Below are 20,616 nucleotides of genomic sequence, written 5' to 3'. Positions count from 1 at the left end.
GTGTTGCCGTACTAACCTTGGTGGCCTATTCGCAGCTACGACCGGGTTATCTCCGGTCACTCCCCCACCTCGGCGGATGCCAGGTGGGGGTCATTGAACGTTGATTGTCCTCTGCGACTAAAGCGTCAATTAAGCGGCTGGTGCGTTCCATATCGTCGTAAGAGATGGGCAGGGGTGTGCCGTTGATCAGGGCGGTATAGGTGCGATCGAGGAGGATTTTTAAACCTTCGTAGGGGGTGCGCTGCATGATTTTGCGGCGGAAGTTGCGGACGCTGGCTTTCATCAGGTCGAGACCGTTGCACCAGTGGTTGACGAGGGGGGAGAGTTGTTTGCCGCCACGGGGATAGACGGCGCGAATGTAGGGTTGAAATAGGTCGGTTTCGGCGTAGCCTGCGGTGCCTCGGACGCGGAAGTGAAAGCCTTCGGGCATGGTGGTGCAACTGAACCGGAATCGGGCATGAACGTTGTCGCCAATCACCAGCGCGTCTAGATCGTCGTATTTGAAGAGATCGCCGCCGCCGTGGTTGTTCCAGGTGGCGCGAATATAGTCAAAGCTGGGCAGGTAGGGCAGGGCGAGATAGACGAGATGGGTGATCAGGTCGTGGATCACGCCGGCGGGCATTTGGTGGATTGGGCTGGGGAGGTTTTCGTCAGCAAAGCGACCGCCGCCCCGGAGGCCGAGGGACATCCGCACTTCGATTTCTTCGATCTGGCCGAGTTTGCCCTGGGTCACGAGGTCATGAATGGCGAGGATCGGCTCGTTGAAGCGATAGTTTTGGTCTTCGATTAGGGCGCGATCGCACTCCTGAGCCACTGCCCACAGTTCTTGAAAGTCTTGATAATTGGAGGCGATCGGTTTTTCACAAATCACATGGGCCCCAGCTTTTAAACAGGCCGTGGCGATGAATTTATGACTTTGGGGCGGCGTGAGGATATGCACTACATCGGGCTGCGCTTCGGCCAACATCTGGTTAAAGTCCGTGTAGGGTGCATCAGCGCCATACCGTTGGGCAGCATAGCGGGCTGCGGCTCGCGAGAGGTCACACACTCCCACTAACCGAGCGTGGGGACTGGCGGCAAGGAAGCTGAGATGTTCTTTTGAAATCACCCCAGTGCCAATTACCGCCGCTTTAAGCACGGTTGTCATGATTAACTGTTCTCCTGAACCAAGGATTATGAAGGGTTACTCACCAAACTCTATGCGGGCGTTTCCCCCGTGTTCCGGTATTTTAAGGTACGCCCCTAGGGTCACACCGTTTCCTGATATATTTCGCAAGTTGGTCAAACGGGGCGAGGCTGTACCGGCGTGACCGGAAAACCGTACAATCGTTGCAGGTTTTCCGTTGGGCAATGCACGATTCTTCTGGCCCCTATCAAAGTCGTTTGTTGAATGCGATTAATCGCGCTCGGATTGTGTGGGGCGATCGCCTTCAGCGCACGGTGCGATCGGCCCAGGTGGCGGCGGTGTGGGGTGTGCAAGTGTTGCTGTATCCCTTCTATGCGTTGACCCAATGGGGACGTAATTTTAGCCTGCAACTCGAAGGATTTTTTAGTCCGTCTCCTCCCTTAAATTTGCAACCGGCCGACCCCGATACGCCGATTCAAAAGCTCTTGGCTCAGGTGACGACCGGGACAGTTTGGGCGGATCTGGATCTCGAAGCGATCGCACCTCCGACAAACATATCCCCCACCGGACTGATTCGAGGCATTGCCAGCGATCGCACCACCCGCAGCCTCCTCCTCACCGCCCACGACAACAGCCCCATTGCCCTCCCCCCAGCGGAACAGCAACGCCTCGATCGCCATATTCGCCTCGAACTCGCCGACTACGCCTATCAGAACTATCGCCGCAAGGTGCAGGCCTATCGCACCCTGATTCCTGCCGCCCTCAGCCAAGATCCGCAGATTTGGCCCCCTGTGCGGCGGTTTTGGGCGGTGATGCGTTGGCTGCAACAGAGTCCAGTGGCGATCGCTACTAATCTGTTTCACGAAGACACCTTTTTTGAACCGCCGATCTTTCCCCTCGCCCTGCCTCCCGCCCTCACCCTGCCGCCGCCGCCGTCCCTCCCCTCAGCCTTGGCCAAGCTCGATCCGCAAGTGGTGAGCCTCGAAACCCAACAGGCCGCCCTCCAAGCCCGCTGGGTGGATTGGATGAAGACCCAAACGCAACAAGAAGCCCCGTCCGGTACGCTGCAAGGGTTAATCCAGAGCGCGATCGCCTATTTCTTCGGCCTCCAACCCCAACTCACCCCCTTACAGCCCCCACCTCCCCCGCCCAGACAGCCCTGGCTCCTCTGGGAAGACATCCCTAACCCATCCAGCGGCTTCATTCCCTCCGTTCCCCGCAGCCGCTCCATCATCGACGACGAAATGGCCCTCGAACTCTATGCCGTCGAGCCGCCCCACCGTGACCCCTCGCCTCTGTCCCTCTTAAAACCCCCCATGACCTCCCCCGCCGACGATGCCCCCGCCCCCCTTCGCCGCCGCGAATCCACCGCCGCCCCGCCGGACTATCAACCGGACTGGCTCGATATCCCCGCCGAACCCGTGGGCTATGAAAAACATTGGCTCGAAGTGGTGCTAGGGGCCTTTGACCGGTTGATGGCACGGGTGGAAGATGCGGTCATTGGGCTGTGGCGACGGGTGCGATCGCGCCTCACCGGAGGGCGATGATTAGTTATCTCAACGGTCAAGTGGTAGCGGTGCAGCGGCGCAATCAGCGGCTGGTGGCGATCGTTGAAGTGAATCAGATCGGCTATGAAGTGCAGATTCCCGGCCGGTGGGCGACACAATTACCCACCGGCACAGGGGAGATGCTCCAAATCTTCACCCACCACCAAACCCGCGAGGATCAAACCCTGCTCTATGGCTTTGCGTCCATGGCTGAGCGGGATCTATTTCGCCAGTTAATCGCCGTCAGCGGCATCGGGGCCCAGTTAGCGATCGCCCTTCTCGATGCCCTGGGGTTAGAGGAATTGGTGCAAGCGATCGTCACCAACAACACCCGCGTTTTAATCAAAACCCCCGGCGTGGGCAAAAAAACCGCCGAACGCATCGCCCTCGAACTGAAAACCAGCCTCGCCCAATGGCGCACCACCGCCCAAATCGCCCCACCCGCCACCGCCAACCTTGACCCCACCCTCCAAGAAGATGTAGAACTCACCCTCCTCGCCCTCGGTTACGACCAAGACGAAATCACCTCGGCCCTCATCCACCTCCACCAAGACCCCCAACTCCTCAAAACCCCCGCGCCGGAATTATGGATCAAAGCAGCGATCGCTTGGCTCAGTCAAGGCTAGTGTCTTGTCTAGCTTAAAAAGGTGAGTTGTTATCCAGAGGGGTGAGGGTCGTCGAACCCCGGAGCACCAGACTTCAACTTCGCTCAGTCTTCAAGTTACTTGCCATCTGAGGCTAGACAGTCCACTAGTACAGCATCAAGGCTAAGAATCAGGATACTTGTAATAGCACGACACATCTTAAAAAGTGAGTTTTGGTTAATCGCTGGATTGCATCAATGGCAAGAGTTAAATCCACCCAACCCACCCTACTGTAAAGTACTACTTTAGCTGTGCCATGGCAGTAGGGTGCTGTTAGCGAAACGTAACGCACCATCACAACGCACCGACCGTCACCTTGAGCGTTGGCCATTCAATCCGATCCGAATCATAAGTCTTGACTCTGCGCAAGGGTCTAATCTGCGGCAGCATTGCCGCGAGGACTTATTTCGGTTTGCCATCAATCCAGACTTAAACAAAATCAATCGTATTCACCCGCGCCATCGGCTCTAACGCCGTCAAAATCTTCGCCCCGTAGCTGCGATGATTGACCCGATTATCCAAGAGCGCCACCACCCCCTGCACCTCCCGCACCGGCACGATCGCCCGCTGCAATTCCTGCATTGCCACCGGCAACAAGTAGTAGTGAAACCAGTCTTGGTGTTGGTGTTTATAATGGCGGACACGACCGGCCACCAGGGGATTTTCCATCGATGGCAGGGGCAACGTGGCAATGATCAGCAACTGCGGCAAGGGTAAAGCCTCTTGATGGCAACGCCAGAACGTCCAGCCACAGACCAAAATCCCCTCCGGCGCAAGCCCCTTCTGCTCCACCTTCACCACAGAGCCAAACTCCGCCGCCACCGTTGCCGCCACTTGTCCGCGTAGGGGCACATCATCCACAATCACCACGACCGGACGTTTCAACGGGGCAATCCAATCGGGGGGGTGGCGATGGCTCCGCCGCTGACTGATCATGCCACCGCGACAGAGGCGCAACACTTGATCCAAGAGGCGGGGCTGAAAATCCCGTGTGTTGGGGAGCGGCATGCGATCGGGGATATAAAGCTGGATATAGTCGTTTTGACGCTGGGGGGAAAACTTAACTTGCATCCAATCCCCCAGGCCTAACTGTTGCCGATAGCGATGCCCCTTGTTGGTTTCAAGCCCTAAAAACCCGCCCATCAAAACAATCGGTTGTTGCTCCCAAATCCCTCGTAAGGGCTGATCTACCTCAATGGGCGCGAGGTGGAGATTGACCTGTTGCGTTGCAGCATTGCGGCTGGCCCAATGGAGTTGCCCCGGTTGCGGCCATTGTTGACGGAATTGCTCCCAGGGGGGCGGTAGGGGGGCGGGGGGGAGTTGCTCGTGGAGGGTGGTGAGTTGGTCGAGTTCCTCAGGGTTGAGGGGGTGGCTGTGGTAGGGGTTGCTGGGACGGCGGCGAATGGCTTGGGTGATGCTTTGGTACAGATTCAGGATGATCTGTTGGGGGTCGGGTTGATCGGGGTGGGCGAGCCACGATCGCCACAGGGCATCCCAATCCTGGGGGGTGAGGGTGAGGGTGAGGTGTTGGCGGGTGAGTTGGGCCCAATCGTCAGCGGGATCAATCAGGGTGGGAATCTGGGGGGGAAAGCCACCACAAGCAGAGAGGCGATCGCCGAGCCAAGTTTCGGGCGTAGTCACCCAAAGCCCCTGAAACTCCGGCGGCATCTGCTCACCGGTTTGTACTGCTTTTGTCACCCCAAACGCCCCTAAGAGGCGCGGAATATCAACGGTGAGCAAGGATTCATGATGAAATTCCGGCGTGACTAGGACAACAGCATCGGGCCAGAGGAGGGCAGCCGCGAGATAGCTGAGGCGATAGGTGGCGGGACGGGTGGCGGTTTGGATCAGGGCCGATCGCCCAAGCCGGAAGGCACGGACGACGAGCCGGGTTAAGGTGAGATGGTGTTGCCAAAGGGGTCGGTCTTGCGATCGCAAAAATTCCAGCAACGCCTGATGAGCCTGAGCTTCAGTAATCATGAATCTGCACGACAAAAAACCATGGCAACCCGCTTATTTTAACGGTTTCACCGCCCCCCTCGATGCCAAGAGGTCATGAGACCAACGTTGCCGTTGCTTTGCATCAGCCCCATGGCTTGCCAGCGATCGCCTGTTTAAGCAAAACAATCCTGCATAAACTGGATCAAAATCTGAAGGGGTGGCAAGGACATTTCCGGCAACGCGGACTGCTCCGATGAATCCATTTCATCGCCTTGCACCGCTGGAATATATTTCCCGAAATAGGGATGATGGTACAGGTCGATACTATGGTTATTGGCATTTGTGAGCACCGTGTAGGTAGGCGACTCCAAAAACAGAGAAGCATCTTGAGGCATGACATTATCCTGCTCCGCTTTAACCGATGCTAAATGTTGCATTAACTGTTTTAAGTCTTGATACCACTGTTGGAGAATTTCCTGTTTGACTGTTGACAACTCACCCTGAGGCGTATGGGTTACCGCACTCAGAATCTTCTGAAGTTGTGTGCCGATCGCCTCAGAATCCAGAAATGGCAACATCACGCAATAGGCCGTCAAAAAAAGGTCAGAATTACGATTCACCGTAAAGGTTAGATAGGTGCGACGGGTGGTGATTTGGATGCTGGGTGGGTGTTCCATGCGGGGATAGGCCTGGGTGATCTGGTGGTAGATCGTCGCCAAGGCAAGATTGGCCGAAAGATTAAAGGGAGCATCAACGGCAACTTTAACCATCGGCCGGGTTTCCTTAAAAAAGGACTGCACTTGCTCCGGTCGTAACTGTCGCACTTCCGACCCATCCCCCAAGGGACTCAGATCCACCCACTCGCAACTCAAATTTGTGGTTTTCAGGTTCGAGCGCAACACATTATGCAACATGGCCCCCGTCAATGTTGCGCCGGTGAGATCCGCGCCATCCCATTCCGCCCGCATTAAGCGCACCCGGCTGAGATCGGCATGGACAAGGCTGGCATTAATTAAGTTGGCATCCCGCAAATCTGCCCCGGTCAAACTTGCGCCGCTCAACTTGGCATCACTGAGGTCTGCCCCGGTGAGGTTCGCCCCGCTTAAATCTGTCCACCGGAGGTTTGCCCCCCGCAAGTCCGCCCCGGTTAAATCCGCGCACATTAAGCGAGCATGGCTGAGATCGGCATCACGGAGATTCGCGGCAATCAGTTTCGCACGGGTGAGATCGCCGCTGCTGAGGTCAACTTGTTCGAGGTTGCCTTCGGTGAGGTTTGCGCCCCGGAGATTGGTTTCGCTGAGGTTGCAGTAGCTGAGGTTGACTTGGCGCAGACTCGCTTCGCGCAGGTCGGTTCCGTTTAAGTTGGCCCCGCTGAGGTTGGCCCCGCTGAGGTTGGCGCGCACCAGTTCAGAACGAATGATCACCGCTTCAATCAGTTCGGCGTTGCGTAGATCGGCTCGGATCAGGTTGGCGACGTTGAGTTGAGCTTGATTGAATTTGGCTCCGATTAGGTTGGTTCCACTGAGGCGGGCAACGTGTAGTTTGGTGTTGCTGAGGTCTGCGCCGCTGAGGTTAGCACCGCTGAGGTTAGCCACGATGAGCCGTGAGCCTTTTAAAATGGCTCCGCTGAGGTTTACGCCCCGCAGGTTTGCTTCGTTGAGATTGAGGGGGCCAAAATCTCGCTTGCCAGTTGCATAGAGATGGCAGAGTTCTTTAAGATTCATGGGGGGGCAGGCGTGCGTAAACCGATACAGAGACGATAAGAAAATGCTATCAGGGATTTTTGGCTTGTGATGGATGTGGGCATTGTGGGGTTGGGGCTGATTGGGGGATCGTTGGGGCTAGAGTTACGATCGCAGGGCTATCGAGTCTTGGGCGTGTCCCGACGACCGGAAACCTGTGAACGGGCGATCGCCAAAGGGATCGCCGACCGGACTAGTACAACGTTTGACATACTGTCGGCGGCACAACTCGTTTTCCTCTGTCCCCCCCTTGATGCGCTACGCCCCACGGTGGAGGCTCTGATCCCTCACCTCGATCCTGAGGTGATTTTAACGGATGTTGGTTCGGTTAAGGCTCCGATTGTGGAAGCGATCGCGCCGCTGTGGCCGCGCTTTGTGGGGGGGCATCCCATGGCGGGGACGGCAGAACAGGGCATCGAAGCGGCTCAATCGGGCTTATTTCGCAATGCGCCCTATGTCCTCACCCCCACCGAGACTACCCCCCCGGACTGTCTGGCTACTGTGGCGGAGGTGGTGCGATCGCTTGGTTCTGAGATCTTCACCTGTAGCCCGCACCAGCATGATCAATCCGTGGCCTGGATTTCCCATCTTCCCGTGTTCGTCAGTGCCGCCTTGATCGCCAGTTGCGAAGCCGAAGCCGATCCCGCCATCAAGGCCTTGGCGCAACAATTTGCTAGCTCTGGGTTTCGCGATACAAGTCGCGTCGGCGGGGGAAACCCCGAACTGGGGATGATGATGGCGCAATATAATCAGCAGGCGGTGTTGCGATCGCTCCTCACCTACCGCGATACCCTCGACACCGTTATCGATCAGCTTCAACACCAAAACTGGGATGCGCTCAACCGCCAACTGCACAATACTGCCCGCGATCGCCCGCCCTACGTCGCTCAACCCGTTGCCCCATCCCCCGATTCCCCGCCATGACTCCCGCCACTGACCCCACCGCTCTGCTCCGTCTCCTCCAATTGGCCAGCCCCACCCTACCGATCGGGGCCTACAGCTATTCCGAAGGCTTAGAAACCCTCGCCGCAACAGGGCAACTCAACAATGCCACCGAGTTGCAGGGTTGGTTAATCCAGCAACTGCAATACGGCACAATTCGCATCGATGGGGCGGTGTTGTTGCGGGCCCGGGCGGCGGCGCAAGGGGGAGACTGGGACGCTGTGATCCAGTGGAATCAATGGTTATCCGCCAGCCGCGAAACCGCAGAATTGCGCCAATCGAGCCAGCAAATGGGTCAAGCCTTGCTGAAGTTGCTGGGGGATTTGGTGACTCCACCCCTGCCGTGGCCGGTGGCGGAGTTAACACCCTGTAATGGTGCGATCGCATTTGCTCTGGCCGCCTGGCAGTGGCAACTTGACTCCCAAACAGCCCTCTTGGGATATCTCCAAAGTTGGGCAACGAACGTGATCAGCGCGGGGGTCAAAGTGATTCCCCTGGGGCAAACCGCCGGTCAACGCCTCCTCTGGAGTCTTGATCCTCACCTTGACCAGGCCCGACAACAGATCAGCCAACTGGATGATCACAATCTCAACAGTTGTGGCTGGGGACTTTCCCTCGCTAGCATGGCCCATGAAACCCAATACAGCCGCCTCTTTCGCAGTTAAATCCCTGCCGCCGTCCATCGATTCCCCCGTCGTTCTCGCCCAGCCCCGCCATGACCCAACTCTTTCGTTACACCTGTACGGTTCCCCTGGGGGCAACGGATGCGGCGGGGGTGATCTATTTTGCGCGATTGTTTGACCTTTGCCACGCAGCCTATGAAGCGGCCTTTGCTGCGGCGGGCTTATCGCTGCGGCAATGGTTCGAGTCGGGGGCGATCGCCCTTCCCATCGTCCATTGCGATGCTCAATTTAAACAGCCGATTCGGTGGTGCGATCGCCTCCAAATCGATCTCCACACCGACACCCTCAGCCCCACCGCCTTCCAACTCCGCTACACCCTCTACACCCTAGACCCTGAACCCGTCCTCGCCGCCATAGCCACCACCAAACACGTCAGCATCGATCCTACCCGCCGCCAACGGGCCCCCCTGCCCCCCGAATGCATCGCCTACCTAAGCTGCGGCCTGCCATCCGACACTGATTCAGCATCCTAATGGCATGACACAGTTAATCGGTGGGTTACGGCGGATTGCTAGATTGCAGTTATAGTCGATATTCTAGCCGCCTAACCCACCCTACAATCAAGCCTAATTTTAGCTATGCCATGACAGTAGGGAATTGACGAGAAAAAATCATGTTAGAGAATCGCTTCGGTGAGTTCCTGCTGTTGCCAGAGGTCTTGATAGAGTCCTGGCTGATGGATTAACTCATCATGACTCCCCATTTGCACAATCCGACCGTGATCCATCACAAAAATCCGATCCGCCGTCGCCGCTGCTGACAGTTGATGGGAGATGAATAAAATCGTTTGATTTTGGACATTATTCGCCAAAATATCTAAAATTTCCGTCGCGGTTTGATTGTCAACACTGGCGAGGGCATCATCTAGGATCAACACCGGAGACGAGAGCAGGAGGGCCCGCGCTAGGGACGTGCGTTGGCGTTGGCCACCGGAAAGGGTGATACCGCGCTCACCGACGAGGGTGTCGTATTGGCGGGGAAAATTGAGGATTTCGGGGTGAATTTGGGACTGTTGGGCGGCTCCTTCGATATCGGATTGTTCGGCGAAGGGTTGACCGTAGCGGATATTTTCGCGGATTTGGGTGCTGAAGAGAAAACTATCCTGGGGAACGTAGGCGATCGCTTCTCGCAAATCCGTTAAACGCACCTTCGTAATATCACAACCATCAAGAAAAATCGTCCCCGCATCTACATTCAGTAGCCGAGGAATGGTATTCGCCAAGGTGGATTTTCCTGACCCAATCGGCCCGACGATCGCCACCGTTTCACCGGAATTAATCACAAAAGAAATATCATCAAGGGCCGGTTTTGTTTGGTCTGGGTAGGTGAAGGTTAAATTTTGCACCGTAAGTTTACCATCGACTAATTCCGGAGGCAACACAATCGCAGTGGATTCCGTTTGAATTTGAGGGTCAGCCGCCAAAATTGTTTCGATGCGATCAATACTGACCTCACCTCGCTGATAAGCCGTAATCGTAAATCCAAGGAGAGCAGTGGGAAAAACCAAGCGTTCGACATAAATTAAGAGGGCGACAAAATCCCCGATGGAAATGGCCCCCTGTTCGATCGCCCCCGTACCGAGCCAAAGCAGCACTAAGAGGGAGAAGTAGACTAAGCCTTCAATGATGGGAAAGAGTAAATTTCGGGTACGGGCTAGGGTGAGATTACTTTCTAGAACGCTGTGATTTTGGGCTTGAAAACCGAGTTTTTCGTTGAGTTCTTGGGCGTAGATTTTAATCAAGGCAATGCCGCTAATATCTTCTTGGATCAGTTGACTCAGATCAGATAGGGATTCTTGCACATCGCGCTGTTGTTCCCGCAGCTTTTCACTGAAGAGTTGAACGGTGATCAGCATCAGGGGATAAACGGCCAGGGAAAAGAGGGTTAATTTAATATTTAAGCCCAACATTACCGGCAAGGTGAGGGTATAGGCAAAGAGCGTATTCACTAAACTGAGGATCGCAAATCCTAAGAGGCGGCGAATATTATCCACATCGCTAGTGGCGCGGTTCATTAAATCGCCGATGCTGTTGGTGGCAAAATAAGTAGAATCGAGGCGCAGCAGGTGTTGAAAAATGCGTTGCTTGAGGTCAAATTCCACTTGCCGCCCTACGCCAAACATGATGATGCGGGAAAACATCCGCATTACCCACATGATTGAGGCATAGACAAAGATAAGGACGACGTAGCGAAAAATGACGTTGAATTGCAGTGCGCCTTGAAGTTGATCGATGCTGTCCCGGATCAGGAGGGGGATGTAAACACCGATGATATTCACAATCAGCAGTGCCACGATCCCAAGGGCAACCTTTGGCCAGTGGGGACGGAGATATTCACCTAGTTTTCGGAGTCGTGAACTCGCCATGATTTTGCCCAAGTCTTTGCTTACAGTGTGGCTGTGCCAATGTAAGCCTAGCAAGGATTGTTACGGTGTGGGGGCGGAGCGCGATCGCAGTTCGATCACGTCTTCTTTGATCGTCACATCATAGGAACCATAAACATTTTGTCCCAATAGCCCCATGCCACCGAGGGCCAGTTCATCAACGCCATCTGTTACCGCAATTTCAACATTGTTCAGGGAGAGATTCCCCACCTGCACCGAGGCCACCATGCCATAGCGGCTGGGCACAACGCGGCCATCCGCCACCGTGACCATGGCTTCCCCCAAGATGACTGGATCAATGCGGGCGGCGACGCTGGGCAAAATCATCGTCGTGGAGGCTCCGGTATCGAAGAGCATCGGGACGGTTTCGCCGTTGAAGGTGACGGCGACGACGGGAATGCCGCTACTACGCTCCAAAATGGGAATGGTGAAGCTATCAGAGGCGGCCACGGGTTGGGCGGCTTCGGCGCTGGGGAGGGCATCGCTACAGTCCCAGCCGGTGATGAAGATGTTGCGATCGGCGAGGGTTTGGAGGCGACTTTGATACACTGTAAGACGGGCTGCGTCTTGGGGGGCGAGGCGTTTCATTTCTGTGAGAATGCGAACCGCTTGGAACCAATTTTGCCCGCAAATGGACTGTTGCAGGAGGCGGTTGAGACTGTTGTCGGCACGGCTGGGTTTTGGCCAGAAGAGACAGCTACTCCAGAGGACTGCGATCGCAAAAGCCCGAAGGTTCATGACATTTTTCATTACAAAAAGGGAAAACCACCTCAATTATGGAAAGGGATGGCTGGAATGGCAACGGATCGAACGCCATAGGATGGGTTTGCCCTTGCCCTCAATTCCAGAATCAACGGATTTCCTCGATTCTAATGTGAAGACAAATAAGATATATCACTGCGCTTCTGCTCCTAACGCTGCTAAATTATGTCGCTGTTAAGCCCTGTTGAACATGAATTACGCTTGTTTCTACCGGCAAAGCTGTACACCTTGGCTTGGGTCAAACCGGACACGGCAACCCTAACGGCAGTGTTTGAGCACCTCCGCACCCTCCGCCACATCTTGGAGCAATATGTCCCCCCCACCATTGCCACGGCTCCCCCCATTCCCGGCCAAAACCGCTCGATCTGGCAAGCGGGCACGCTCTTATTTACGGATCTTGCGGGTTTCACAACCTTGATGGAGGCGTATTTTACCCAAGGCCATCACGGGGCGAATGAACTGCTAGCGGTGCTCAATCGCTACTTTGGGGCGATGGTGGAAATTATTAGTAAATCGGGGGGGAATTTGCTGGAATTTACCGGCGATGCCCTGTTGGCGGAGTTTCCCTGCGATCGCCAAGGAGACGATATTCTCCGCGCTGTGCGAGCGGGCCTACGGATGCAGCGGGCCATGGCGGATTTTGCCCACATTGAAACCCAGCAGGGTTCCCTCTCGCTGCGAATGCGGGTGGGGATTCACACGGGCCGCTTTCTGACGGTGGACACGGGCACACCGGCCCGAATGCTGCGAATGTTGTTAGGCCATGCGGTTCACCAAGGGAAGGGGGCAGAAGGGTCTGGGGTGGTGGGCCGCGTCTGTTTAACCGCTGCGGCGGCGCGTCAGTTACCGCCGGACTGGACGGTTGAACCCCTGTCGCCCCACCATGTGCTGGTGGTGGATAATTTTGAAGATGAATTGGGGGAATACGATATTACATTTCGGCGGCGGCGGGCGAGCGGCTCGCTTTTGTTTGACCGCACGCCGGCCGGGTTCACCCAGGAAATTACCACCCTCGTGCATCAGATCACGCCCTTGGCGAGTTATTTACCGCGGCCAGTGCTGGAGTTGGCGGTGATGAATGTCAATCAGCGGCAGATTCCGGCCCGATTTACGCCGTTAACGGTGATGTTTGTCAGTGTGATTGGGGTGTCGGCAGCCTGCGATCGCGCCCATCCCGACGAGGAAGCGGCTTTGGTACAACATTGTGGTTATGTGCTGTCATTAATTGACGGCCTCGTCACCGCAGCGGGGGGGATCATGAAAAACCCCACCTATCAATTAAATGATCCCGATATTTTGATTTATTTCGGGGCCCTGAGCCGCTACACCGATGATTCCCGTCGGGCGGTGCAGGTCGCTTGTCAAATTCAAGAGATGATCGCTCAACTGCCCGCCCTGCCAGTGGGTGACCAACTCTACCAACTGGCCTGTCAGATTGGCATTGCGCAGGGGTTGGTGTTTGCCGCCGAAATTGGCGAACCGAGGGGACGGCGGGAGTTTAATGTTCTGGGTGATACGGTGAATATTGCGTCGCGGCTCACCAGTCGGGCCCAGTGGGGGCAAACCTTGATCACGAAAAAGGTCTATCAATCGGTGCGCAATGAGCCCGGCAACGCAGCGGCGATCGCATTCACGGATCTAGGGCGGGTTGCCCTCAAGGGGAAAGAACGAGAGATGCAAATCTATGAGGTGATCGCCGATGCCCCCTGAACCAGATCATTGGGAAACTCTGGCAACCTTGGCGACGGTGCGATCGCCCTGGCTAACGCTGATCGCTGAACGACTGCGCGATCGCACCGGCCAAGAGCATGACTACTGGCGCGTCGAAAAAGCCGACTCGGTGATCATCCTCCCGATCCATCGCCATCACATCCTCTTACCCGCCCCCCAATACCGTCCCGGTGTGGGGCAGGCTACGTGGGACTTTCCCGGCGGGCGGGTTCCAGACGGTGGCAGTCCAGAGGCGATCGCCCCGGCCATCCTCAGCCGCGAACTCGGCATCACACCCGACGCGATCAGCACCCTCACCGCCTTAACGACCACAGGTTGGCTGATCAACAGTTCCTTTTCTAACCAAAAACTCTACGGTTTTGTTGCCGAGCTTGACCCCCGCCATGATCCGCCCTCCCTACCCGGTGGCGCTCGCTATCCCCACACCCGCGCCGGAATCACCCAACTGCGGCAGGATCTCACTTGCTTGCAATGTCGAACCGTTTTGATAGAGTATGGTTTAGCACAGCAAGACTAGAACGTTCCCAGACCCAATGTGTATACAGCGGTGCCCATGGCATCTGGCCTTGGGATTCACACCCTGCCCACTCGCTATCATGCTGCATCGGATTGTCTCCACGACATCCACCGAAAGCGGCATCCATCCAATCAATTTCAATGAAAATTCTTGTTCTAGCTTGGGAATTTCCGCCCCGTATCATTGGTGGGATTGCGCGTCATGTCGCTGAGTTATATCCCGAATTAGTGGCATTGGGCCACGAGATTCACCTAATTACCGTCGAATTTGGCAAAACACCCCAGCAGGAGGTGGTAGACGGGATTCATTTGCATCGGGTGGCGGTGGCCTATGGTAATGATTTTTTCCATTGGGTCGTCAACATGAACGAAAGCATGGGGAAATATGGGGGAGATCTGATCGCCGCTACGGGGGATTTTGACCTGATCCATGCCCATGATTGGCTGGTGGGGGATGCAGCGATCGCCCTCAAACATCGCTTTAAACTGCCCCTCCTCGCCACCATCCACGCCACGGAATACGGTCGCTACAACGGCATCTACACCCCCACCCAAAGCTATATCCATAGCAAAGAGGTGCAACTGTCCCACGAAGCCTGGCGCGTCATTGTCTGCACTGAACATATGAAACGCGAACTCCAAATCGCCTTTCACACCCCCCCGAACAAACTCGACATCATTTACAACGGCATCCGCGCTGCCAAAAAGAACCTCGACCCCAATTTTGATTACCGTACCTTCCGCGATCGCTTTGCCCTCAGCACTGAGAAAATTGTCTATTATCTCGGCCGCATGAGCTACGAGAAAGGGATCTCGGTGTTGATCGCCGCTGCACCCCGCGTGATTGCCGAGATGAACGGCAACGCCAAGATTGTCATTATCGGCGGCGGCAATGTGGATCACCTCAAAGAACAAGCTTGGAACTTGGGCATTGCCCATAAATGCTTGTTTACCGGGTTTATGCCAGAACAAGAGTTAAACCGGTTTCAGGTGATTGCCGACTGTGCCGTGTTCCCCAGTTTGTATGAACCCTTTGGCATTGTGGTGCTTGAAAGTTTTGCGGCGCGAGTGCCGGTGGTGGTGTCGGATACCTGCGGCCTGCCGGAGGTGGTGGAGCATGGCAAGACGGGAGTTGTCACCCAAACCAATAACCCCGATTCCCTCGCCTGGGGGATTTTAGATGTGCTGAAACATCCGGACTATGGCGCAAGGTTGGCTACAAATGCCTATGAAGATCTCAACCATAAGTTTCATTGGCGGCGCTTGGCGAAACAAACAGAGTTGGTCTGTCAGCGGGTGCTCCGTGAGCGGCAATTGGTTCACTGGAGTTAGGGAGATAGGGCGATGATTGTGATTGATCACAGTTGGTATGTGCGATCGCCGGATGTGCCGGTGCGGGTGTCGGCGGGGGGGGTGGTGGTGCGGCGCGATCGCAGCACCGATCAACGCCTGATCGCGGTGGTTGAAGAAGGCGATCGCCCCGTTAACACGGGCTACATCTTGCCCAAAGGCCATGTAGAACCAGGGGAAAGCATCGAAGCCGCCGCGAGGCGCGAGATCCACGAAGAAGCCGGCCTCAGCTCACTGCACTTGATCCAAAAACTAGACGTGTGCGAACGCCTCAACCTCCATAAAACCGCCTGGAAAGTGGTGCATTATTTCCTGTTCACCACCGCGCAAACCTCCGGCCAACCCACTGACCCCAATCGCCTGTACCGCCTCCATTGGTTTCCCCTCGACTCGTTACCGCCGATGGTCTGGCCCGAACAGCGCCGCCTCCTCGAACAATGCCAAGCTCTGGGGCAAACTGATGCGCATCTATGGTAATCGCCGCATTAAAACCCTGCCGGGCCAAACGGTGCGCCCCACCCCAAGCCGAGTGCGAGAGGCGATCTTCCAAATATGGCGCGATCGCATCTCCGGCTGTGACTGGCTCGATCTCTGTGCCGGGTCGGGGTCGATGGGGGCGGAGGCCCTGTGTCGGGGCGCGGCGACGGTGACGGGCATTGAAAAATGGGGCAGGGCCTACAGCGTGATTCGTGACAATTGGCAAACCCTGGCTCAACCGGAGCAACAGATTAAAATTTTGCGCGGTGATGTGGTGATAATGCTGGCCAAGTTCGCCGGCCGTCAGTTTGACTGTATTTATTTTGACCCGCCCTATGCCGGGGCACTGTATCAACCGGTGTTAACTGCGATCGCTGCCCATCACCTCCTCGCCCCAGATGGTGAAATGGCGGTGGAATATAGCCCGCGCCAATGGCAACCGCTTGAGATTGCGGGGCTGATGTGCGATCGCTGCAAAACCTACGGCAACAGTGCGATCGCGTTTTATCGCACCAGTCAAGATCCTGAAAACAGGCCAGAGGTGCAAGCTCCTTGGGTTTGAGCATGCTGTCGCCATCATCCCCAAAAACAATGGGACGAGCATCGTTGCTCATCCCACCTTCGTCTTCGCTGATTTTTTGAACAAGCCTTAGCTGATCGCTTGATCGTCGCGCTTGTATTGCAGGTATGCGGCCACAAATAAACCGGCCAACGTCACAGGCACCAGACCCATGACAATCCCCAATAAAAGATATTCAACCATGCTGCTCTCCGTATGTTGTGCTTCTTGTCGATTAAAAATGGCTATCGTTTCATCCTACCATTGGCGGCTCAGGGTTTAGGGTGCGATCGCTCCGGAAATTTCCCCCAGTCACCCCTTAAATCCTTAATGTCCCGTATTCAGCTTTTTCTCCACATACCGACTCCCCAAGGACATCGCGTAACAGAAGATCCAATACAGCAGCCCCACGAATAAATACACCTCAGAATAGCGACCGATAAAACTAGGGTTCGCCAAAATCGAGCGACTCATCCCCAGCAGTTCTTCTAAGCCCACAATCGAGAGGAGGGTGGTGTCTTGGAATAGGCTAATGAACTGACCCACGATCGCCGGGATCACTGCCTTGACTGCTTGGGGTAGCACAATTAATGAAACCGTCAGGGGGGAATTGAGACCTAGAGCTTTGGCGGCTTCCTCTTGACCCTTGGGAATGGACTGTAAGCCACCGCGCACATTCTCCGCTAAATAGGCGGAACTAAACAGCGTCAACCCGACGATCGCCCGTAACACCCGGTCGGGTCGCATCCCTTCGGGTAAAAAGAGCGGGATAATCACCTGACCCATGAAGAGGATGGCAATGAGCGGAATCCCCCGAACAATCTCGATATAGAGTACCGAAAATAACCGCACCACAGGCAGGTCACTTTGTCGTCCCAGGGCCAAGGTCACCCCAAAGGGAAAACAGATGGCAATGCTAACCACCGCCATGAAGACCGTCAGCACGACACCGCCCCATTCATTGGTCTTGACCGGTTCGAGGCCAAGATTGCCACTGATCAGCCAGAGATAGACAAAAAATGAACCGAGCCAGGCGAAGGTGGTGTATTGTCCGAGTTTGGGGACTTTTTTGCCGAGTTGCTGCCCGCTCCAGGCGGTGGCGGCGAGGAGAACGAGCATGAAGACGACGAGCGATCGCCACGGCACTACCGGAATCGGGATGATAAAGCAGATCACCGCTGCCACCCCTAAGCCAATCAACACATTGCGGCTAAACAGCGTCACATTTCGAGCCACAACCCCCCAGGAAATCCCAGCGAGGGTGACGATAATGCCCACCGCAACCCAGAGCCGCCAATATTGTTCATCGGGATAGCGACCTGTGGTAAAAATCGCTAGGTTGGCCGGAATCACTTGCCATTGCGCTTGGGTAAAGACCCAAACGAGAAATCCATAGGCTAACCAGAGAAAGCCGCCACCGATGATAACGGTGATCGCCGCGTTGTACCACGGGGTGAGGAGATTTTGCTTCACCCAATTGGCGGGTGTGGGGCGTACGTCTGGTGGGGGGAGAGCGGGACTAGTGGGGGTATGGGCAGTCATATTGGGGTTTAAATCCGTTGGATAGACGACAAAGAAGAACGAGGGATGGGGGTTCAAAAAGAACCCATCCGAGGTTTATCGTTCCTTGATTTGAACCGCACGGTTAAAGGCGTTCATGGATAAGGAGATGACCATGTTGATCGCAAGATACGTGACCGAAATGATCAGCATCACGTCAATGGGTCGTCCGGATTGGTTGTAGGTGGTGTTGGCGACGTTGTAGAGTTCGGCGTAGGCGATCGCAGCCCCTAAACTGGAGTTTTTCGCCAAGTTTTGGTACTGGCTATTCAACGGGGGAATGATCACCCGCAAGGCTTGGGGAAAGACCACCAAACGCATCGTGAGGTTGGGATAAATACCCAGAGCACTCGACGCTTCCCACTGCCCTTTCGCCACCGATTGAATCCCGGCGCGGACAATCTCCGCGATAAACGCAGCGGTATAGAGCACTAAGCCCACCAGTAGCGCCGAAAATTCGAGGGACAACCGCAACCCATATTCAAAATTCCCGGTTTGGAGACATTTGGGATAGGTGGCGATCGCTTCGTCACTGAGGGGAGGGGCCAGGGATGAGACTTGGTAGGTTTCGGCCACACATGCGGTGAAGTCTTCGATGTCGTTGGCTTCAAATTGACTCGGATCAAGGGTGAGTTCTTGGGGGAACGCCCAACCGAGGCCAAAACAAAAAATGACGATCATTGCGATCGCCACCCCAATCAGACCATAGAGTTGAGCTTTGCCGGGACGACCCTGCTCCACCATCAAGTAAACGCGCCATTTCCACAGCACAATCAGGCCAATCGTTCCCACAATCAACGCCGCCAAACTCACCCACATCAGCGGTGACGTAGCAGGCCAGGGCATGAAAATCCCGCGTTTACTAGCATAGAGCGCACCCACCAACTCCAGGCGTTCACCCGGTCGGGGGAGTTGAGAAAAGACCGCCGAATACCAGAAGAAGAGTTGCAGCAGCAACGGGGTATTGCGAATGATTTCGATATAAAGCTGACTGCCTTTTTGGAGCAGCCAATTGTTGGAAAACTGAAGAACGCCGACGATAATCCCCACAAGGGTGGTGAACACAATCCCACAGACCATCATGATCAGGGAATTGACCAAACCGGCTTGTAGCACGCGCCCATAACTATCCGTCGGACTGTAGGGGAAAATGCTGCTGTAGGTTTCTTCCGGAACATTGTAGGGGGCAACGCTATCGAGAATATCAAACGAGGCTTGGTTATCGAGGAACTCGAAACCGAATTCTAAGCCCGCCCGCTGCATGTTGATATTGAGGTTGTAGATCAGCAGTGAGGCGATCGCCACCACCACCACCACCGCTAAAACTTGCAGGGCGATTTTCCAGAAACGGTCATCGCGCCAAAGGGGAACCTGATGCTCTGGAGATTGGGTCATGGTGCAAAACCGAAATAACAACAATCAAGGAAGCCGGGCAGACTCGCCCCCCTCCTCGTTTAGATAGACATCACACCCTACCGGAAGGGAGGAGCATAGAGTAAGCCCCCTTCCGTCCAGAGAGTATTCAAGCCCCGTTCCAAATTAAATTGAGACTCAGAACCCAAGTTCCGCTCATAGATTTCACCGTAGTTCCCCACCGCTGAAATCACATTCACCATGAAGTCATTGTCTAAACCAATGCCTTCACCGAGATCCCCTTCACCCCCCAAGAAGCGGCTGATATTGGGGTCTTCGCTGTTCGCCATTTCTTCGACGTTCTCAGAGGTGATCCCAAATTCTTCCGCTTCAATCAAGCCGAAGGTCACCCACTTCACCACGTCGAACCAAGCCGAATCGTTATTAATCGTCACAGGGCCGAGGGGTTCTTTCGACATCGTGACATCAAGCAACACATGATCTTCCGGGTTAGAAAGCGTGGTTCGACGGGCGATCAACTGGGACTTGTCCGACGTAAACCCATCGCAAAGCTCATCATCATAGGCAGCATAGGCCGGATCAGCTTGTTGGAAGGTTTTCACTTCCGGGTCAACCCCCGCTTTCCGCATCTTGTCCGTGAGGTTTAGTTCAGTCGTCGTCCCCGCTTCCACGCAGACTGAGCGACCATCAAAGTCTTCGAGGCTTTCGATCCCACTGTCAGCCCGCACCATCATGCCTTGACCGTCGTAGAAGGTCGTCGGAGCGAATTCCAGACCCACAGAGGTATCACGGCTAATCGTCCAGGTCGTATTCCGGGACAGCATATCCACTTCACCCCCCGCCAGAGCGGTAAAACGTTCCGTGGAATCCAAACGACGATATTCAACGGCTTCGGCATCACCCAGCACCGCAGCAGCCACAGCTTTACAGATATCTACGTCTAGCCCTGAGTAGTCACCGGCTTCATCCACAAAGCTAAACCCAGGAATCCCACCATCAACACCGCAGATCAAAGTGCCGCGCTCTTTGACGGTATCCAAACGACTCGAACCAGCCACGGACTCGGTGTCTTCTGAGCCACCCTCTTCACCGTCTGCTGCGGGCTCAGGCGGTGTGGCACAGGCGGCCAAAGATCCCATTAAAAGCAAAGACAAAAATAACGAATTCCATTTACGCATGACAATCACACCACGAAGGCTAAGAATTTACACTAAACAAGTATATACACTTCGTGATTATCTGTAATGTTGGTGTGTCTTTTTTTACAAAATAAAAATTA

General features: G+C 55.2%; 19 protein-coding genes. 10 read left to right on the top strand and 9 right to left on the bottom strand.

Translation table 11 applies throughout. The annotated features are described in order from the left end of the window. Positions 1-46: 46 nt before the first annotated feature. A complete protein-coding gene (locus SPI6313_RS17705) occupies positions 47-1,147 on the bottom strand; it encodes a Gfo/Idh/MocA family protein (RefSeq protein ID WP_072622185.1) in 1,101 nt (366 codons plus the stop codon). A 203-nt stretch (positions 1,148-1,350) separates the two neighbouring features. Between SPI6313_RS17705 and SPI6313_RS17700 the strand changes: the two genes are divergently transcribed. Next, positions 1,351-2,673 (top strand): hypothetical protein, encoded by a 1,323-nt coding sequence (locus SPI6313_RS17700; protein ID WP_072622184.1) that lies wholly within the window; start codon positions 1,351-1,353, stop codon positions 2,671-2,673. Beyond that, positions 2,670-3,299 carry a Holliday junction branch migration protein RuvA gene (gene ruvA, locus SPI6313_RS17695; RefSeq protein WP_072622183.1) on the top strand — a complete coding sequence of 210 codons (630 nt, stop codon included), beginning with the start codon at positions 2,670-2,672 and terminating at the stop codon, positions 3,297-3,299. Before SPI6313_RS17700 ends, ruvA begins: the two co-directional genes overlap by 4 nt. A gap of 447 nt (positions 3,300-3,746) precedes the next feature. On the opposite strand, the gene SPI6313_RS17690 is transcribed toward ruvA, so the two are convergent. Together SPI6313_RS17690 and SPI6313_RS17685 are read right to left on the bottom strand one after the other, a co-directional pair. Beyond that, on the bottom strand, positions 3,747-5,297 hold the full coding sequence (locus tag SPI6313_RS17690) for a helicase C-terminal domain-containing protein (protein ID WP_072622182.1): 1,551 nt from the start codon (positions 5,295-5,297) through the stop codon (positions 3,747-3,749). Between the two features lie 134 nt (positions 5,298-5,431). Beyond that, on the bottom strand, positions 5,432-6,982 hold the full coding sequence (locus SPI6313_RS17685) for a pentapeptide repeat-containing protein (protein WP_072622181.1): 1,551 nt from the start codon (positions 6,980-6,982) through the stop codon (positions 5,432-5,434). Positions 6,983-7,051: 69 nt separating this feature from the next. Here SPI6313_RS17685 and SPI6313_RS17680 point away from each other — a divergent pair, with 69 nt between their 5' ends. From SPI6313_RS17680 to SPI6313_RS17670, 3 genes are read left to right on the top strand one after another with little or no spacing between them, the layout of a single operon-like run. Then, positions 7,052-7,924, top strand: coding sequence for a prephenate/arogenate dehydrogenase (locus SPI6313_RS17680; protein WP_072622180.1), 873 nt, complete (start codon positions 7,052-7,054; stop codon positions 7,922-7,924). Next, positions 7,921-8,607 carry an urease accessory protein UreF gene (locus SPI6313_RS17675; RefSeq protein ID WP_072622179.1) on the top strand — a complete coding sequence of 229 codons (687 nt, stop codon included), beginning with the start codon at positions 7,921-7,923 and terminating at the stop codon, positions 8,605-8,607. The genes SPI6313_RS17680 and SPI6313_RS17675 overlap by 4 nt, the downstream gene beginning before the upstream one ends. Positions 8,608-8,657: 50 nt before the next feature. Then, complete coding sequence (locus tag SPI6313_RS17670; protein WP_072622178.1) at positions 8,658-9,098, top strand: acyl-CoA thioesterase; 441 nt, start codon at positions 8,658-8,660, stop codon at positions 9,096-9,098. A gap of 143 nt (positions 9,099-9,241) precedes the next feature. Here the strand turns inward: SPI6313_RS17670 and SPI6313_RS17665 are convergent, their stop codons facing one another. Together SPI6313_RS17665 and SPI6313_RS17660 are read right to left on the bottom strand one after the other, a co-directional pair. Beyond that, positions 9,242-10,990, bottom strand: coding sequence for an ABC transporter ATP-binding protein (locus SPI6313_RS17665; RefSeq protein WP_072622177.1), 1,749 nt, complete (start codon positions 10,988-10,990; stop codon positions 9,242-9,244). A gap of 60 nt (positions 10,991-11,050) precedes the next feature. Next, positions 11,051-11,746 (bottom strand): retropepsin-like aspartic protease family protein, encoded by a 696-nt coding sequence (locus SPI6313_RS17660; protein ID WP_072622176.1) that lies wholly within the window; start codon positions 11,744-11,746, stop codon positions 11,051-11,053. 189 nt (positions 11,747-11,935) lie between these two features. On the opposite strand from SPI6313_RS17660, the gene SPI6313_RS17655 reads away from it, so the two are divergent. The 5 genes from SPI6313_RS17655 to rsmD all read left to right on the top strand — a co-directional run bounded on the left by SPI6313_RS17655 (position 11,936) and on the right by rsmD (position 16,406). Continuing rightward, on the top strand, positions 11,936-13,480 hold the full coding sequence (locus SPI6313_RS17655) for an adenylate/guanylate cyclase domain-containing protein (protein WP_072622175.1): 1,545 nt from the start codon (positions 11,936-11,938) through the stop codon (positions 13,478-13,480). Beyond that, a complete protein-coding gene (locus SPI6313_RS17650; RefSeq protein ID WP_072622174.1) occupies positions 13,470-14,018 on the top strand; it encodes an NUDIX hydrolase in 549 nt (182 codons plus the stop codon). The genes SPI6313_RS17655 and SPI6313_RS17650 overlap by 11 nt, the downstream gene beginning before the upstream one ends. 140 nt (positions 14,019-14,158) lie before the next feature. Next, complete coding sequence (locus SPI6313_RS17645; protein WP_072622173.1) at positions 14,159-15,349, top strand: glycosyltransferase family 4 protein; 1,191 nt, start codon at positions 14,159-14,161, stop codon at positions 15,347-15,349. Positions 15,350-15,361: 12 nt separating this feature from the next. Continuing rightward, positions 15,362-15,844, top strand: a complete 483-nt coding sequence (locus SPI6313_RS17640) for an NUDIX domain-containing protein (RefSeq protein ID WP_072622172.1) — start codon at positions 15,362-15,364, stop codon at positions 15,842-15,844. Next, entirely contained in the window at positions 15,828-16,406 is a 579-nt protein-coding gene (gene rsmD, locus SPI6313_RS17635; protein WP_072622171.1) for a 16S rRNA (guanine(966)-N(2))-methyltransferase RsmD, read from the top strand. The genes SPI6313_RS17640 and rsmD overlap by 17 nt, the downstream gene beginning before the upstream one ends. Positions 16,407-16,493: 87 nt before the next feature. Here rsmD and petG read toward each other — a convergent pair whose 3' ends face one another. The 4 genes from petG to SPI6313_RS17610 all read right to left on the bottom strand — a co-directional run bounded on the left by petG (position 16,494) and on the right by SPI6313_RS17610 (position 20,515). Continuing rightward, the gene (petG, locus tag SPI6313_RS17630; RefSeq protein ID WP_072622170.1) at positions 16,494-16,607 is read right to left on the bottom strand and encodes a cytochrome b6-f complex subunit V; all 114 of its coding nucleotides are present in this window, start codon (positions 16,605-16,607) and stop codon (positions 16,494-16,496) included. A 123-nt stretch (positions 16,608-16,730) separates the two neighbouring features. Then, positions 16,731-17,945, bottom strand: coding sequence for an ABC transporter permease subunit (locus SPI6313_RS17625; protein ID WP_072623209.1), 1,215 nt, complete (start codon positions 17,943-17,945; stop codon positions 16,731-16,733). A gap of 75 nt (positions 17,946-18,020) precedes the next feature. After that, entirely contained in the window at positions 18,021-19,358 is a 1,338-nt protein-coding gene (locus tag SPI6313_RS22490) for an amino acid ABC transporter permease (RefSeq protein WP_084669093.1), read from the bottom strand. A gap of 77 nt (positions 19,359-19,435) precedes the next feature. Continuing rightward, positions 19,436-20,515, bottom strand: a complete 1,080-nt coding sequence (locus tag SPI6313_RS17610) for a transporter substrate-binding domain-containing protein (protein WP_072622169.1) — start codon at positions 20,513-20,515, stop codon at positions 19,436-19,438. Positions 20,516-20,616 lie beyond the last annotated feature (101 nt).

This window comes from Spirulina major PCC 6313, assembly GCF_001890765.1.
GTDB lineage: Bacteria > Cyanobacteriota > Cyanobacteriia > Cyanobacteriales > Spirulinaceae > Spirulina > Spirulina major.
The sequence above is the reverse complement of the archived record's forward strand: the minus strand, read 5'-3'. Positions and strand labels throughout refer to the sequence as shown.